We start from the raw sequence: 12,418 nt of genomic DNA on the forward strand, positions 1-12,418 counted from the left end.
CGAGATGGGGCAAGCGCACTTAATGTGGGCAACGAAGTCCGACCCTGCCCTGAAGGGAAGTGTGGCGATGACCGACACCCCACAGCGGAACCGGCCCGAGAACCCCGACCAGGCGACGGGGGACGACAGCAGAAACAGCCCGCTGACCAAGCGCGGTGGGGGAGATCCCGCCACCCGTGGCCGTACCACCATCGCCGACGGTGTGGTCGAGAAGATCGCCGGCATGGCGGCGCGCGACGTGGTCGGTGTCCATGCGATGGGAAGCGGCCTCTCCCGTACCTTCGGCGCGGTGCGCGACCGGGTCCCCGGCGGCGGCAAGTCCGTGACCCGTGGTGTCAAGGCGGAGGTCGGCGAGTCGCAGACCGCCCTCGACCTGGAGATCGTCGTCGACTACGGCGTCTCGATCTCCGATGTCGCCCGTGATGTTCGGGAGAATGTCATCGCGGCGGTCGAACGGATGACCGGCCTCGAGGTCGTCGAGGTCAATATCGCGGTCAGTGATGTGAAGCTGCCCGACGAGGAGGACGAGGACCAGTCCGAGCCACGTCTCCAGTAGGCCTCCCGACAGAGGCAGTTGAGGAGCGCACGATGAGCATGGCTGTGGTCGGCCTGGTGGCCGGCATGGCGCTCGGGTTCGCCGGTTACTTCGGTGGATTCGGGGCCTTTCTGCTGGTCGCGGCATTGGGAGCGGTCGGCTTCATCGCCGGTCGTTTCCTCGACGGCGATCTGGAACCCGGCGACTTCTTCCGGAGCCGCGAGCGCGGCGACCGACGGCGGTGACGGCGTTGTCGGGGGTACTCGGCCGGATTCCCGCCGCGGAGCGCGGGGAGACCAGGATCGCCGACCGGGTGGTCGCGAAGATCGCCGCACAGGCGGCGAAGGAGGCGATCGACGAGCCGCCGAAGGAGGGTGCGTCCCCGCGTGCCACCGTCACGGTGCACCGTGACACCGCACGGGTACGGGTGAGTCTGGAGCTCGGATACCCCACCGACATCGGCCGCCAGTGCGGTGCCGTGCGTCGGCGGGTCGTCGAGCGGGTAAGGGCGTTGGCGGGGATGGAAGTGCCCGAAGTGGCCGTACTGGTCGAGCGTCTGCACCCCGCGGGAGCGAGCGCCGCGGCACAGGGGAGGATCCGATGACCGAACCCCAGGACCCGGGGAACAGCACGAGGCGCCTGCCCACCGTCGACCCTGTGGAACACGGCGGAGCAGTGGCCCTGGACCAGTCGGCCTCCGCCGCCTCGTACGACCCGGCGCCGACGAAGGAAGGCGGCGGCGGTGCCGGCCGCTTCTGGTCCGCGCGCCGTATCCCCGCAGGCCTCGTCGCCCTGGTGGTCCTCGGCGGTGCCGGCCTGCTGCTGTACGACGTGGCGGCGGTACGGGCCGACCATCCGGCGATGCGGTGGCGCCGCTCGCTCGCCGACGAACTGGCACAACGCCCGCTGAACAACGTGTGGGTGCTGGCCGGAGCGGGGGTCGCCATGGCGATCGGCCTGTGGCTGATCGTCCTCGCCGCCACGCCCGGCCTGCGCGACCTGCTGCCGATGCGCCGTGACCGTCGCGATGTGCGGGCCGGGCTCGACCGGACCGCCGCCGCCCTGGTCCTGCGTGACCGGGCGGTGGAGGTGTCCGGTGTGCAGTCGGTGCGGGTCCGGATGGGGCGTGCCAAGGTCGCGGTGCGCGCCGTCTCGCACTTCCGTGAACTCGACGACGTACGGGCCGATCTGGACACCGTACTGGCCACGGGTATCGACGAACTGGGCCTGGCGAAGCCGCCGAGCCTGTCGGTGCATGTCCGCCGTCCGGCCAAGAAGGGGTGACCGCGGTGCTCAGTACCGTCAACCGGGTACTGCTCGGACTCGCCGGCCTGGTGCTGATCTGCGGCGGCGGTGCGGTACTGGCCGCCGGGCTCGGTCTCTCCGTACCGTCCTGGTGGCCGTGGGGCGGCAGGACCGATGTGCTGCTCTCCCAGGCCGACCGGGACCGCTGGCGCGCCGACGGCTGGTGGTGGCCGACCGTGATCGTGGTACTCGCCGTGCTGGTCGTCCTCGCGCTGTGGTGGTTCCTCGCCCAGCTCCGCCGCGCCCGCCTCGCCGAGGTGCTGGTCGAGAGCGGCGACGGCGAGGGGGCGCTGCTGCGCGGCCGGGCCCTGGAGGGCGTGCTCGCCGGGGAGGCGGGAACGCTGGACGGGGTCGCCCGAGCTCAGGTGATGCTGGTCGGCCGGCGCACCTCGCCGCAGGCCCGGATCAGGCTGCTGATGGAACCGCACGCGGCACCGGGCGAGGCGCTCGGCCGCCTCACGGACGAGGCACTGGCCCATGCGCGGGACTCGGCGGGGCTGGCGCAGCTACCGGCCGAGGTGCGGCTGCGGGCCGTCAAACACCGTGCGGAACGCGTGAGCTGACGGTGGGGACGTCCGCCGGCGGCACAGTCGTGCCCGCCGAGGGAGCCTTCCGTGCGCTGGGGACCACGGGGAGGTCGAGGACAGGACCGGCCACCGGACGGCCCCGGCGCTCGCTCAGAACCCGTGCCGTACACCGCCGTCCACCGGCACCATGATCCCCGTCAGATACGACGCCGCGGGCGACAGCAGGAACGCCGCCGTCCGGCCGAACTCCTGCGGCGTGCCGTAGCGGCGCAACGGAATGCGCGCCTCGGCCGCCGCACGGGACGCCTCCGCATCGCCGGACAGCGCGTCCAGCTCACGCACCCGGTCGGTGTCGATCCGGGCCGGCAGCACACCCACCACGCGGATGCCCCGCGGGCCGAGCTCGTCGGCCAGGGACTTGGCGAATCCGGCCAGGCCCGGTCGCAGACCGTTCGAAATGGTCAGCCCGGCGATCGGCTCGTGGACCGAGCCGGAGAGCACGAAGCCGATCACCCCGCCCTCACCGAGCGCCGCGGCAGCCGTACGCGCCAGCCGCACCGCACCCAGGAACACCGAATCGAATGCCGACTGCCACTGCTCGTCCGTGTTGTCCGCGACGAAGCCGGGGGCGGGCCCACCCACGCTGATCAGGATGCCGTCGAGCCGCCCGAACCGCTCATGGGCGGCGTCCACCAGCCGCTGCGCGGCAGCGGGCTCCGCATTGTCGGCGGCGAGACCGACGGCGTCCGGCCCCAGTTCGGCGGCCGCCGCCTCGACCCGCTTCTCGTCACGGCCGGTGATGATCACCTTCGCGCCGTCCGCCACCAGCTCCCGCGCCGTGGCGTTACCCAGCCCCCGGGTCGCGCCGGTGACGATGTACACACGGTCCTTCAATTCAAGATCCATGGCCCCTATCCTGCCGTCTCGGCCTCCAGCATGTCCTCCCCGGTCAGGGCGACCGCGGTGCCCACCAGTCCGATATGGCTGAATGCCTGCGGGAAATTGCCCAGTTGCCGCCGCGCGACGGTGTCGTACTCCTCGGCGAGCAACCCGACATCGTTGCGGAGCTCGAGGAGCCGCTCGAAGAGCTCGGTGGCCTCCTCGGCGCGCCCGGTCAGGCGCAGCGCGTCCGCCAGCCAGAACGAGCACGCCAGGAACGCCCCTTCGCCGCCCGGCAGCCCGTCGATCGAGACACCCTCCGTGCTGTAGCGGCGGACCAGACCGTCGCTGCCCAGTTCGTCACGGACCGCGTCGACCGTGCCGACGAGTCGCGGATCGTCCGGCGGCAGGAATCCGGTCCGGGCGATCAGCAGCGTCGCGGCGTCCAGGTCCCGGGAGCCGTACGACTGCGTGAACGTGTTCCGTACCGGGTCGTACCCCTTCTCGCACACCTCCCGGTGCACGGCGTCCCGCATCACCCGCCACCGTTCGGCGTCCCCTGCCAGCGACGGGTTCGCCTCCAGGGTGCGCACCGCGCGGTCGGCGGCGACCCAGGCCATCACCTTCGAGTGCACGAAGTGGCGGCGTTGGCCGCGGATCTCCCAGAGCCCCTCGTCCGGCTCGCGCCAGGTGGACTCCAGGAACCCGAGGAGACTGAGCTGCAGGCTCCAGGCGTGCGGTTGATCGGCCAGGCCCGCCTCGCGCGCGAGGCGGAGCGAGTCGATGACCTCTCCGTACACATCGAGCTGCCGTTGCCGGACCGCCGCGTTGCCGATCCGGACCGGGCTGGAGTTCTCGTATCCGGCCAGCCAGGGCAGCTCCGCCTCGGGCAGCCGCCGTTCGCCCGACAGGCCGTACATGATCTGCAGGTCGGCGGGGTCCCCGGCGACGGCGCGCAGCAGCCAGTCCCGCCAGGCGGCGGCCTCTCCCACGTACCCGGCCGAGAGCAGCGCGTTGAGCGCCAGGGTGGAGTCCCGCAGCCAGCAGAAGCGGTAGTCCCAGTTCCGTACACCGCCGATCTCCTCCGGCAGCGATGTGGTGGGGGCTGCCACGATGCCGCCGGTCGGGGCGAAGGTGAGCGCCTTGAGGGTGATCAGCGAGCGGAGCACGGCTTCCCGGTACGGCCCCCGGTACTTGCAGCGGGCCGACCACTCGGCCCAGTCGGAAAGGGTGTTCTTCAGTGCCTCGTGCGGATCGACGAGATCGGGGCGCGGCGAGTGCGACGGGTGCCAGGTCAGGACGAACGCCACCTGCTCGCCCGCGGAGACGGTGAACGACGAGCAGGTGGAGAACTCCTGGCCCCATGTCTTGACCGGTGGCTCGCTGCGCAGCCAGACCGAGTCGGGTCCGGCGACGGCCACCCGGTGGCCCTGCGAGCGGCGCATCCACGGCACGATGGAGCCGAAGTCGAAGCGCAGCCGGATCACCGATGTCATGTCGACGGTGCCGCTGATCCCCTCGACGATCCGCATGACATCGGGTTCCTGGTCGCGCTGCGGCATGAAGTCGATGACTTTGACGGTGCCGGTGCGGGTCTCCCAGAACGTCTCCAGGACGAGGGAGTCACCCACGTAGCTGCGCCGGGTGCAGGTGTCCGCGCCCTTCGGGGCGATGCGCCAGTGGCCGTTGTCGTCGTCGCCGAGCAGGGCGGCGAAGCAGGCGCCCGAGTCGAAACGGGGCAGACAGAGCCAGTCCACAGAACCGTTCCTGCCGACCAGGGCGGCTGTCTGCAGATCGCCGATGAGGGCGTAGTCCTCGATGCGTGGGGTCACGTTCTGCCGTGTTCCCGAACCAGAGCCTCGCTAAGCAGCCGGTGTCCCACGGGCGGCCGCACACTCCTGCCGTGGAACCGGCCGAGCAGCCACCGGTCGAGCTGTCGCGGGTACCGCGTCAGGCCGTCGCCGGCTCGGACTTCTCCGGCTCGGGCTCCGGCTCCCCGGAGGCCTCGGCCTTGGCGGCGGCCTCCACCCGGTCGCGCTTCTCGCGCCGGGCCAGCACCACATATCCGACCGGCACGCCCGCGGCGAACAGCCACCATTGGACCGCATACGCCATGTGCGGACCGATGGAGCTGTCGTCGGGGGCCTCGATCAGCTCGGGGACGTCGCCGGACGGTTCGGGCCCGGTCTGCTCGACGTAGCCGCCGAGGACCGGCCGGGAGAGCGCCTTGGCCTGCTGGGCGCTGTTGATCAGCATCACCTGGCGGTCCGGCAGGTCCGACAGGTCCTTGATGCCGCTGGTTCCCGTCGTCTCGTCGGCCTTGAGCCGCCCAGTGACGGTCACCTCGCCCTCGGGCACGGCCGGGACGTCCGGGAAGGCGCGCTGGTCGTCGGCGGCGGGGACCCAGCCGCGGTTGATCAGGACCGTACCGCCGCCCTTGAGGTCGAGCGGGATCAGCACGTGGAAGCCGATGCTTCCGTCGGTGGAGGTCCGGCGCCGCACGACCACCTCGTGCTCCGTGTCGTACGTCCCCGTGGCCGTCACCGCACGCCAGTAGTCGGAGCGCGGGATCGTGTGACCCGGGGAGGTGAGCGTGGCGACCGGAACCGGCTTCGCCTTGAGGTTGTGCGAGATCAGAGCGTTCTGCGCCACCCGGTGCTCATGCCGGTGCAGCTGCCAGAAGCCCAGCTCGACCATCGTGGGAATGAGGACGAGGGTGAGGAGGGCGAGGATCAGCCACTGCCGGGTCAACAGGAAGCGGTACACCCCACGACGGTACAACTGCGTCATGGGGTGCTTCGCGGAGGGGGTGGCGGAACGGGCCGTGCGGCCGGTGGTCAGACCTTGTCGATGATGCCCACCTTCCCCTCGGCCCGGGCGCAGTGACCGCCGCAGAACCAGTGCCCGTCCACCTCGACACCCTGGCCGATGACCTGGACCCGGCAGTGCTCACAGATGGGGGCCATCCGGTGGATGGCGCAGGAGAAACAGTCGAAGACATGCACCGCGCCCTGCGCGTGCACCTCGAACGACATGCCGTAGTCGTTTCCGCAAACTTCACAACGTGCCATGCGCCACAGGGTGGGACGAGGGGCGCCGGGCTGCGAGCGGCGGACGGGCGAGTCGCCCCCGGTTCACTCCGATGACGGCGTCGGCAGGGCGGGGGCCACCGGGGCCCCGGTCGTCGTCGACACCTGTGCCACATCCCGCAGCAGATGGGTGAAGGCGGTCTCGTCCACGATCGGTGTGCCGAACGCCTTCGCCTTCACCGTCTTCGACGTCGCCGCGTCGGGGTCGTTGGTGACCAGCAGGCTGGTCAGCCGCGAGACGCTGGTCGCGACATGCAGCCCGGCCTCGATCGCCCGGTCCTCCAGCAGCTCACGGTCGATGGAGGTGTCGCCGGAGAAGGCCACCCGCATGCCCTGCATGAGCGGTTTGTCCTTGTCGTACCGTCCCGGGTTCGGATACGGGCAGGCCGGCCGCTTACGCGAAGGGCGCCAGCTGCCCTGGCTGCCGTACGACGGCTGGTGGCCGACCCGCGGGGTGACCGGGGAGTCCGACCACTCGGTCAGCGGGCGGCACTCCAGCAGCGGCAGCCGCACCCCGTCGCGCGCCGCCGCGTGCAGACTCGGCCGGAACGCCTCGGCCAGCACCCGGGCGTCGTCCAGCGCGTGGTGCGCACGCTGCTGGACGACTCCGAAGTGCGCGGCCAGCGACTGCAGCTTGTGGTTGGGCAGCGGCAGCCGGAGCTCCTTGGAGAGCGCAATGGTGCAGAGCCGGTGCTCGACCGGTGCGACGACCGCGGCGCGCGCGTACTCCCGGGCCAGCATCGACCAGTCGAAGGCGGCGTTGTGCGCGACGAGCACACGGCCCGCCAGCCGCTCGGAGAGATCGGCGGCGACTTCCGGAAAGAGCGGGGCACCTTCCAGGACATCGCTGGTCAGGCCGTGGATCCAGACGGGGCCGGGGTCCCGTTCCGGGTTGACGAGGGTGTACCAGTGGTCCTCGACGTTGCCCTGGGCGTCCAGCCGGTAGACGGCAGCGGACACTATCCGGTCGTCCCGGGCGAGTCCGGTGGTCTCCACGTCGACGACCGCATACCCCTGTGGGTAGGCGGTCGGCCACGGTGCTGCGGTCTGGCGGTCGTCGAGCATGGTCACAGAGAATACGGGCCGGGACCGACAGTCCCCTATCCGGGAGCGTTCTGTTCGAGCCGCCCGGCGAGGGGACGCTAGCCTCCATCGGTGGCGAGCAGTCCGTTCACCAGTGCTTGCATCGACGCCGTGAACAGTCGTTCCTGGTCGGCGGGGAGAGCGAGCGCCCGGGCCAGTGCCGGGTCGTGCTCGGCCGTGACCGTGTCCCAGAGATCACCCTCGCCGGGGGACTGGACCGGGGAACGTTCCCGGTTGCGTTCGACGAGCAGGAAGCCGACGGTCTGGAACTGCACCGCCCGTACCGCGTCGGCGGCCCGCGCCCCGCGCAGCCCCGCGGCGTGCACCTCGTGGACGAGGGCCTGCTGTGCGGGCAGGAACATCCGCTCCGTGAGACCGCGTTCATGGACCATCGCGATCAGGTGGGGGCGGGCGCGCAGTTCGCGGCGCAGCCCCCGGGCGACGGAGACGATCCGGGCCACCGGGGTCCGTCCGGCCGGCCGGACGGCGCCCATCTCCTGGACGGTGCGTTCCACCAGTGCGTCGAGCAGCGACTCGCGATTGCCGACATGCCAGTAGATCGAGGTGACCGCCGTGCCCAGCTCGGCGGCCAGCTTGCGCATCGTGAGGGCATCCGGGCCGTGCTGCCGCACCAGGGCGGCAGCGGCTTCCAGAACCTCTTCGCGGGTCAGCGACGATCGCGCCACAGTGCTCCCAACTTCCCGAACTCCGTTACACGCATGCCTATTTACCCTTCATTCGAGCCGGTGTAACTGTGTTACAGAACCCGGGCACGGACAACCGAGAAGGGTGGTACGTCCATGGCACGTGTACGGTACGGCGCGCGCACCGACGCCGAGATCGCGACGGCCCGCACAGCCCGCTCCGAACTCCCCGACATCTGGTCCACCGGGGTGGTCGCCGTCTGGGAGAGCGACCCCGATGCGGTGGCGGCGGTCCTGCCACCGCCCCTCAAACCCGCCGAACGCCCGCTCGTCCGCGCCGCCATCAGCAAGGTCGAGCTCCCCGGCTATCCGCTGGGCGCGGGTTCCGTCGCCGTCGCCGCCGTCCACGACGGGCGCGAGGGCTGGTATCCGCTCGTCATGCCGATGACCCACGAGCGGGCACTGATCGGCGGCCGTGAGGTCTTCGGTGAGCCGAAGAAGCTGGGCGAGGTGACCGTCGAGCGCGACGGACCGGTCGTCCGGGCCTCTCTCGTCCGGCACGGCATCGCGTTCGTCGAGGTACGCGGCGAGGTCGGCGAGCAGCTGCCGCTGCCCGAACCGGCCGAGAAGCTCGACTTCTACTTCAAGTTCCTGCCTGCCGCGGACGGTGAGGGCTTCGACGCCGATCCCGTACTGATCCACTGCATCCGTCACGAGAAGGTCCGCAAGCTCGAGCGGATCTCGGGCGACGTGACGCTGCGCGAGTCGATGTACGACCCGGTCGCCGACCTCCCCGTACGCCGGCTGATCGATCTGACCGTCGGCGAGAAGACCAGCGACCAGCAGGGCAGGGCCGTCGAGCGGGTGAGCGCCGAGGCGCTGCTGCCGTACATCCACCAGCGGTACGACGACCCGCAGCAGATCCACGACGGCCCGCCGCAGGGGAGTGTCCGATGAGGCTGGGGGAGGGGCAGGTCGCCGTCGTCACCGGCGCCGCCGGCGGTATCGGGCTCGCGATGGCCCGCAGGTTCGCGGCCGAGGGGCTGAAGGTCGTACTGGCCGACGTGGAGGAGGGTGCGCTCGACAAGGCGGCGGCCGAGCTGCGCGAGGGCGGCGCGTACGTGCTGGCTCGGGTCGTCGACGTCGGTGAGCGGGAATCCGTCCAGGCTCTCGCCGACGCCGTGTACGACACCTTCGGCGCCGTCCATGTGCTGTGCAACAACGCGGGCGTCGGCTCCGGTGCCGAGGGCCGGATGTGGGAGCACGAGCCGAACGACTGGAAGTGGGCGTTCGCCGTCAATGTGTGGGGCGTCTTCCACGGCATCCAGGCCTTCGTGCCCCGGATGATCGAGGGCGGCGAGCCCGGCCGGGTCGTCAACACCTCGTCCGGCGACGGCGGCATCGCCCCGCTGCCCACCGCCTCCGTCTACGCGGTCACCAAGTCCGCCGTCGTCACGATGACCGAGTCGCTCTACGCGCATCTGAAGGCGGAGGGCTCGGCGGTCGGCGCCTCGGTGCTCTTCCCCGGCCCGCACATGCTCCGTACCGGACTGTGGGAGTCGCACCGCAACCGGCCCGAGCGGTACGCCAAGGAGCGGCCGCGCCGGACCCCGTACCGCAGCCTCGACCAGTGGGAGTCCGCCATGAGGGCGGCGGGCCACGAGGTCGAGTTCACACCGGTGGAGGAGGTCGCGGGCGCGGTCGTGGACGGGATCCGCGCGGACCGCTTCTGGCTGCTCCCGCCGAGCGAGCACAGCGACCGGCAGATCCGCGCCAGGTCGCAGTCGATGCTCGACCGGGCGAACCCGTCGTACCTGGAGAGCTTCATACTCGACTGAGGGGCGAGCGATGACCGACCCGTATCTGATCATCTCCTCCGACTGCCACGCCGGACTGCCCACCGAGGAGTACCGGCCCTATCTGGACGCCCGGTTCCACCGGGAGTTCGGCGACTTCCTCGACGGGCGAGACCGCCGCCGTGAGGAGATGACCCGCCTCGGCGTACGCAACGAGGCCTTCGCCGACAAGTGGTTCCACGACAACGAGGAAGGGCTGAGGGGAGGTTGGGACGCCGCGCAGCGACTGAAGGAGCTCGACGGCGACGGGGTGGCGGCCGAGGTCGTCTTCCCGGACGCGGACGCCGTCGACAGCCGGACCGCCGCCCCGTTCGGCGTCGGCCTCGGCCTCTCCGGCGACCAGGACCCGGAACTGGGCATGGCCGGCGCACAGGCCCACAACCGGTGGCTCGCCGACTTCGTCTCGCAGAACCCCGAACGGCACTGCGGAGTAGCCCTGTTGCCCGTCACGGGTGAGGTCGACCGTGTCGTCGCCGAGATCCACCGGGCCAAGGAGTCGGGTCTCGGGGCGCTGATGATCCCCTCCATGTGGGTGGACAAGGCGCCGTACCACGAACGCCGTTACGACCCCGTATGGGCGGCCGCCGCCGAGACGGGGATGCCGGTCGTCACACACTCCGGCGCGGCCCCGCGTCACGAATACGGCGACCACCTGGGGATCTACGTCTCCGAGGTCACCTGGTGGCCGTCCCGCCCGCTCTGGTTCCTGCTCTGGTCGGGCGCCTTCGAACGCCACCCGGGGCTGAGGTTCGGCGTCGCCGAGTCCGGCTGCTGGTGGCTGCCGAACCTGCTCTGGTTCATGGACCGGCTCTATCTGGGCGCCCATGGCGGAAAGAAGCTGTCGCCGTTCGCCGAGCTGAAGCGGCCCCCGCACGAGTACCTGGACCGCCAGGTGTTCATCTGCGCCACCAACACCAAGCGACGCGAGCTCGCCCAGCGCTACGAGATCGGCGTCGACAACATCCTGTGGGGCAGCGACTTCCCGCACCCCGAAGGCACCTGGCCGAACACCGCCGACTGGTTGCGCGCCACCTTCCACGACATCCCGGTGGCCGAGACCCGCCGGATGCTGGGACTCGCCGCGGCCGAGGTCTTCGGCTTCGACACGGCGAAGCTCGCGCCGATCGCCCGGCGTATCGGCCCGACCCCGCAGGAGCTGGGCCAGAGTGCCGACCAGACGGCGGTCGAAGCGTCCTGGGCTCGCTCGCGCGAGGTCGGCCGGCACTGGCTGACGGACCACGACTTCCCGGTCCTGGGGGTCGGCTGATGTCCCGCGAGCGCTACACCGTCATCTCCGCCGACTGCCACGCGGGCGCCGACCTGCTCGATTACAAGCCCTACCTGGAGGCCAGGTACCACGAGGATTTCGACGCCTGGGCGGCGGCGTACGTCAATCCGTACGCGGACCTCCTCGCCGACACCGCCGACCGCAACTGGAACTCCGCACGCCGCCTCGCCGAGCTGGCGGCGGACGGCATCGTCGCGGAGGTCGTCTTCCCCAACACCGTCCCACCGTTCTTCCCCTCGGCCTCCCTGATGGCCCCCGCGCCCTCACCGCAGGAGTACGAACAGCGCTGGGCGGGCCTGCGCGCCCACAACCGCTGGCTCGCCGACTTCTGCGCCGACGCGCCCGGCCGGCGGGCGGGCGTCGCGCAGATCCTCCTCAACGACCCGGCGGAGGCGGTCCGCGAGGTCCACCGCACCAAGGAGGCGGGGCTCACCGGCGGCATCCTGCTGCCCGGCACCCCGCCGGGATCCGGCATCCCGGAGCTGTACTCCCAGGTGTACGACCCGCTGTGGGCGGTCTGCGAGGAGCTGGACGTGCCGGTGAACCACCACGGCGGTTCGGCCTCCCCGCCGCTCGGCGACGAACCGGCGGCGCGCGCCGTCTTCATGGTGGAGACGACCTGGTTCTCCCACCGGGCGCTGTGGCACCTGATCTTCGGCGGGGCCTTCCGCCGCCACCCCGGACTGAAGCTCGTCCTCACCGAACAGGGCTCCGGCTGGATCCCGGGCGTCGTCGAGATGCTCGACTACTACCACGGCCGGCTGGTCGCCGCGGCCTCCCGGGCGTCCACCGCCGAGTCCAAGTTCGGTGCGGGGCTTGCCGCTTCGATGGGAGCGAGCCCCGGTGAGGTCTGGCGCGACAACTGCTTCGTCGGCGCCAGCTTCATGCGCCCCCACGAGGTGCCGCTGCGCGACCGGATCGGCCTCGACAAGATCATGTGGGGCAGCGACTACCCGCACGACGAGGGCACCGCCCCCTATTCGCGGGAGGGCCTGCGGATCGCGTACGCCGGACTCCCGCCCGACGAGATCGCGGCGATGGTCGGCGGTAACGCGGCCCGCGTGTACGGCTTCGACCTGGCCGTGCTCGACCGCATCGCTGCGACGGCCGGCCCGACGGTCGACGAGATCGCCGAACCGCTCAAGGAGGCCCCGGCCGACGCGACCAGCCCGGCCTTCGCGCCGGGCGGGTCGGTCCGTGTCTGGTGACGGG

Annotated in this window: 15 protein-coding genes; 9 read left to right on the plus strand and 6 right to left on the minus strand. The window is 71.2% G+C overall.

Going from position 1 to position 12,418, the window contains the following annotated elements; all coding sequences use genetic code 11:
• Positions 1 to 67 precede the first annotated feature (67 nt).
• The 5 genes from OG963_RS33520 to amaP are packed head-to-tail and all read left to right on the plus strand — an operon-like array spanning position 68 to position 2,403.
• Positions 68 to 556: an Asp23/Gls24 family envelope stress response protein gene (locus tag OG963_RS33520; protein ID WP_030920079.1), complete on the plus strand. Its 489-nt coding sequence runs from the start codon at positions 68 to 70 to the stop codon at positions 554 to 556.
• A 32-nt stretch (positions 557 to 588) separates the two neighbouring features.
• Complete coding sequence (locus tag OG963_RS33525) at positions 589 to 780, plus strand: hypothetical protein (RefSeq protein ID WP_030920082.1); 192 nt, start codon at positions 589 to 591, stop codon at positions 778 to 780.
• Positions 781 to 785: 5 nt separating this feature from the next.
• The gene (locus OG963_RS33530) at positions 786 to 1,139 is read left to right on the plus strand and encodes a hypothetical protein (RefSeq protein WP_030920085.1); all 354 of its coding nucleotides are present in this window, start codon (positions 786 to 788) and stop codon (positions 1,137 to 1,139) included.
• Positions 1,136 to 1,819, plus strand: coding sequence for a DUF6286 domain-containing protein (locus OG963_RS33535; protein ID WP_093929692.1), 684 nt, complete (start codon positions 1,136 to 1,138; stop codon positions 1,817 to 1,819). The genes OG963_RS33530 and OG963_RS33535 overlap by 4 nt, the downstream gene beginning before the upstream one ends.
• 5 nt (positions 1,820 to 1,824) lie before the next feature.
• Entirely contained in the window at positions 1,825 to 2,403 is a 579-nt protein-coding gene (gene amaP / locus OG963_RS33540) for an alkaline shock response membrane anchor protein AmaP (protein WP_371126284.1), read from the plus strand.
• Between the two features lie 114 nt (positions 2,404 to 2,517).
• Here amaP and OG963_RS33545 read toward each other — a convergent pair whose 3' ends face one another.
• The 6 genes from OG963_RS33545 to OG963_RS33570 all read right to left on the minus strand — a co-directional run bounded on the left by OG963_RS33545 (position 2,518) and on the right by OG963_RS33570 (position 8,104).
• Positions 2,518 to 3,273, minus strand: coding sequence for an SDR family oxidoreductase (locus OG963_RS33545; protein WP_319739336.1), 756 nt, complete (start codon positions 3,271 to 3,273; stop codon positions 2,518 to 2,520).
• Positions 3,274 to 3,278: 5 nt separating this feature from the next.
• Positions 3,279 to 5,078, minus strand: coding sequence for a glycoside hydrolase family 15 protein (locus OG963_RS33550; protein ID WP_030920096.1), 1,800 nt, complete (start codon positions 5,076 to 5,078; stop codon positions 3,279 to 3,281).
• 118 nt (positions 5,079 to 5,196) lie between these two features.
• Entirely contained in the window at positions 5,197 to 6,012 is an 816-nt protein-coding gene (locus tag OG963_RS33555) for an SURF1 family protein (protein WP_093771959.1), read from the minus strand.
• A 71-nt stretch (positions 6,013 to 6,083) separates the two neighbouring features.
• Positions 6,084 to 6,317, minus strand: coding sequence for a hypothetical protein (locus OG963_RS33560; RefSeq protein ID WP_078852816.1), 234 nt, complete (start codon positions 6,315 to 6,317; stop codon positions 6,084 to 6,086).
• A gap of 63 nt (positions 6,318 to 6,380) precedes the next feature.
• The gene (locus tag OG963_RS33565; RefSeq protein ID WP_256223512.1) at positions 6,381 to 7,406 is read right to left on the minus strand and encodes a DEDDh family exonuclease; all 1,026 of its coding nucleotides are present in this window, start codon (positions 7,404 to 7,406) and stop codon (positions 6,381 to 6,383) included.
• A gap of 71 nt (positions 7,407 to 7,477) precedes the next feature.
• Positions 7,478 to 8,104 carry a TetR/AcrR family transcriptional regulator gene (locus tag OG963_RS33570; protein ID WP_030920106.1) on the minus strand — a complete coding sequence of 209 codons (627 nt, stop codon included), beginning with the start codon at positions 8,102 to 8,104 and terminating at the stop codon, positions 7,478 to 7,480.
• A gap of 114 nt (positions 8,105 to 8,218) precedes the next feature.
• Between OG963_RS33570 and OG963_RS33575 the strand changes: the two genes are divergently transcribed.
• Genes OG963_RS33575 through OG963_RS33590 form a run of 4 tightly spaced genes read left to right on the plus strand, consistent with a single transcriptional unit; the run spans position 8,219 to position 12,414 of the window.
• Entirely contained in the window at positions 8,219 to 9,019 is an 801-nt protein-coding gene (locus tag OG963_RS33575) for an acetoacetate decarboxylase family protein (RefSeq protein ID WP_093771961.1), read from the plus strand.
• Entirely contained in the window at positions 9,016 to 9,900 is an 885-nt protein-coding gene (locus OG963_RS33580; protein ID WP_371799772.1) for an SDR family NAD(P)-dependent oxidoreductase, read from the plus strand. The genes OG963_RS33575 and OG963_RS33580 overlap by 4 nt, the downstream gene beginning before the upstream one ends.
• Positions 9,901 to 9,910: 10 nt before the next feature.
• Positions 9,911 to 11,185: an amidohydrolase family protein gene (locus OG963_RS33585; protein ID WP_093771965.1), complete on the plus strand. Its 1,275-nt coding sequence runs from the start codon at positions 9,911 to 9,913 to the stop codon at positions 11,183 to 11,185.
• Positions 11,185 to 12,414 carry an amidohydrolase family protein gene (locus tag OG963_RS33590; RefSeq protein WP_093771967.1) on the plus strand — a complete coding sequence of 410 codons (1,230 nt, stop codon included), beginning with the start codon at positions 11,185 to 11,187 and terminating at the stop codon, positions 12,412 to 12,414. The genes OG963_RS33585 and OG963_RS33590 overlap by 1 nt, the downstream gene beginning before the upstream one ends.
• Positions 12,415 to 12,418 lie beyond the last annotated feature (4 nt).

The organism is Streptomyces sp. NBC_01707 (assembly GCF_041438805.1).
GTDB lineage: Bacteria > Actinomycetota > Actinomycetes > Streptomycetales > Streptomycetaceae > Streptomyces.

Bases quoted from the DNA above. Each gene is read 5' to 3' on its own strand.
- OG963_RS33520 (WP_030920079.1), top strand. From the start codon at position 68: ATGACCGACACCCCACAGCGGAACCGGCCCGAGAACCCCGACCAGGCG.
- OG963_RS33580 (WP_371799772.1), top strand. From the start codon at position 9,016: ATGAGGCTGGGGGAGGGGCAGGTCGCCGTCGTCACCGGCGCCGCCGGC.
- OG963_RS33560 (WP_078852816.1), bottom strand. From the start codon at position 6,317: ATGGCACGTTGTGAAGTTTGCGGAAACGACTACGGCATGTCGTTCGAG.
- OG963_RS33585 (WP_093771965.1), top strand. From the start codon at position 9,911: ATGACCGACCCGTATCTGATCATCTCCTCCGACTGCCACGCCGGACTG.
- OG963_RS33575 (WP_093771961.1), top strand. From the start codon at position 8,219: ATGGCACGTGTACGGTACGGCGCGCGCACCGACGCCGAGATCGCGACG.
- OG963_RS33545 (WP_319739336.1), bottom strand. From the start codon at position 3,273: ATGGATCTTGAATTGAAGGACCGTGTGTACATCGTCACCGGCGCGACC.
- OG963_RS33525 (WP_030920082.1), top strand. From the start codon at position 589: ATGAGCATGGCTGTGGTCGGCCTGGTGGCCGGCATGGCGCTCGGGTTC.
- OG963_RS33590 (WP_093771967.1), top strand. From the start codon at position 11,185: ATGTCCCGCGAGCGCTACACCGTCATCTCCGCCGACTGCCACGCGGGC.
- OG963_RS33535 (WP_093929692.1), top strand. From the start codon at position 1,136: ATGACCGAACCCCAGGACCCGGGGAACAGCACGAGGCGCCTGCCCACC.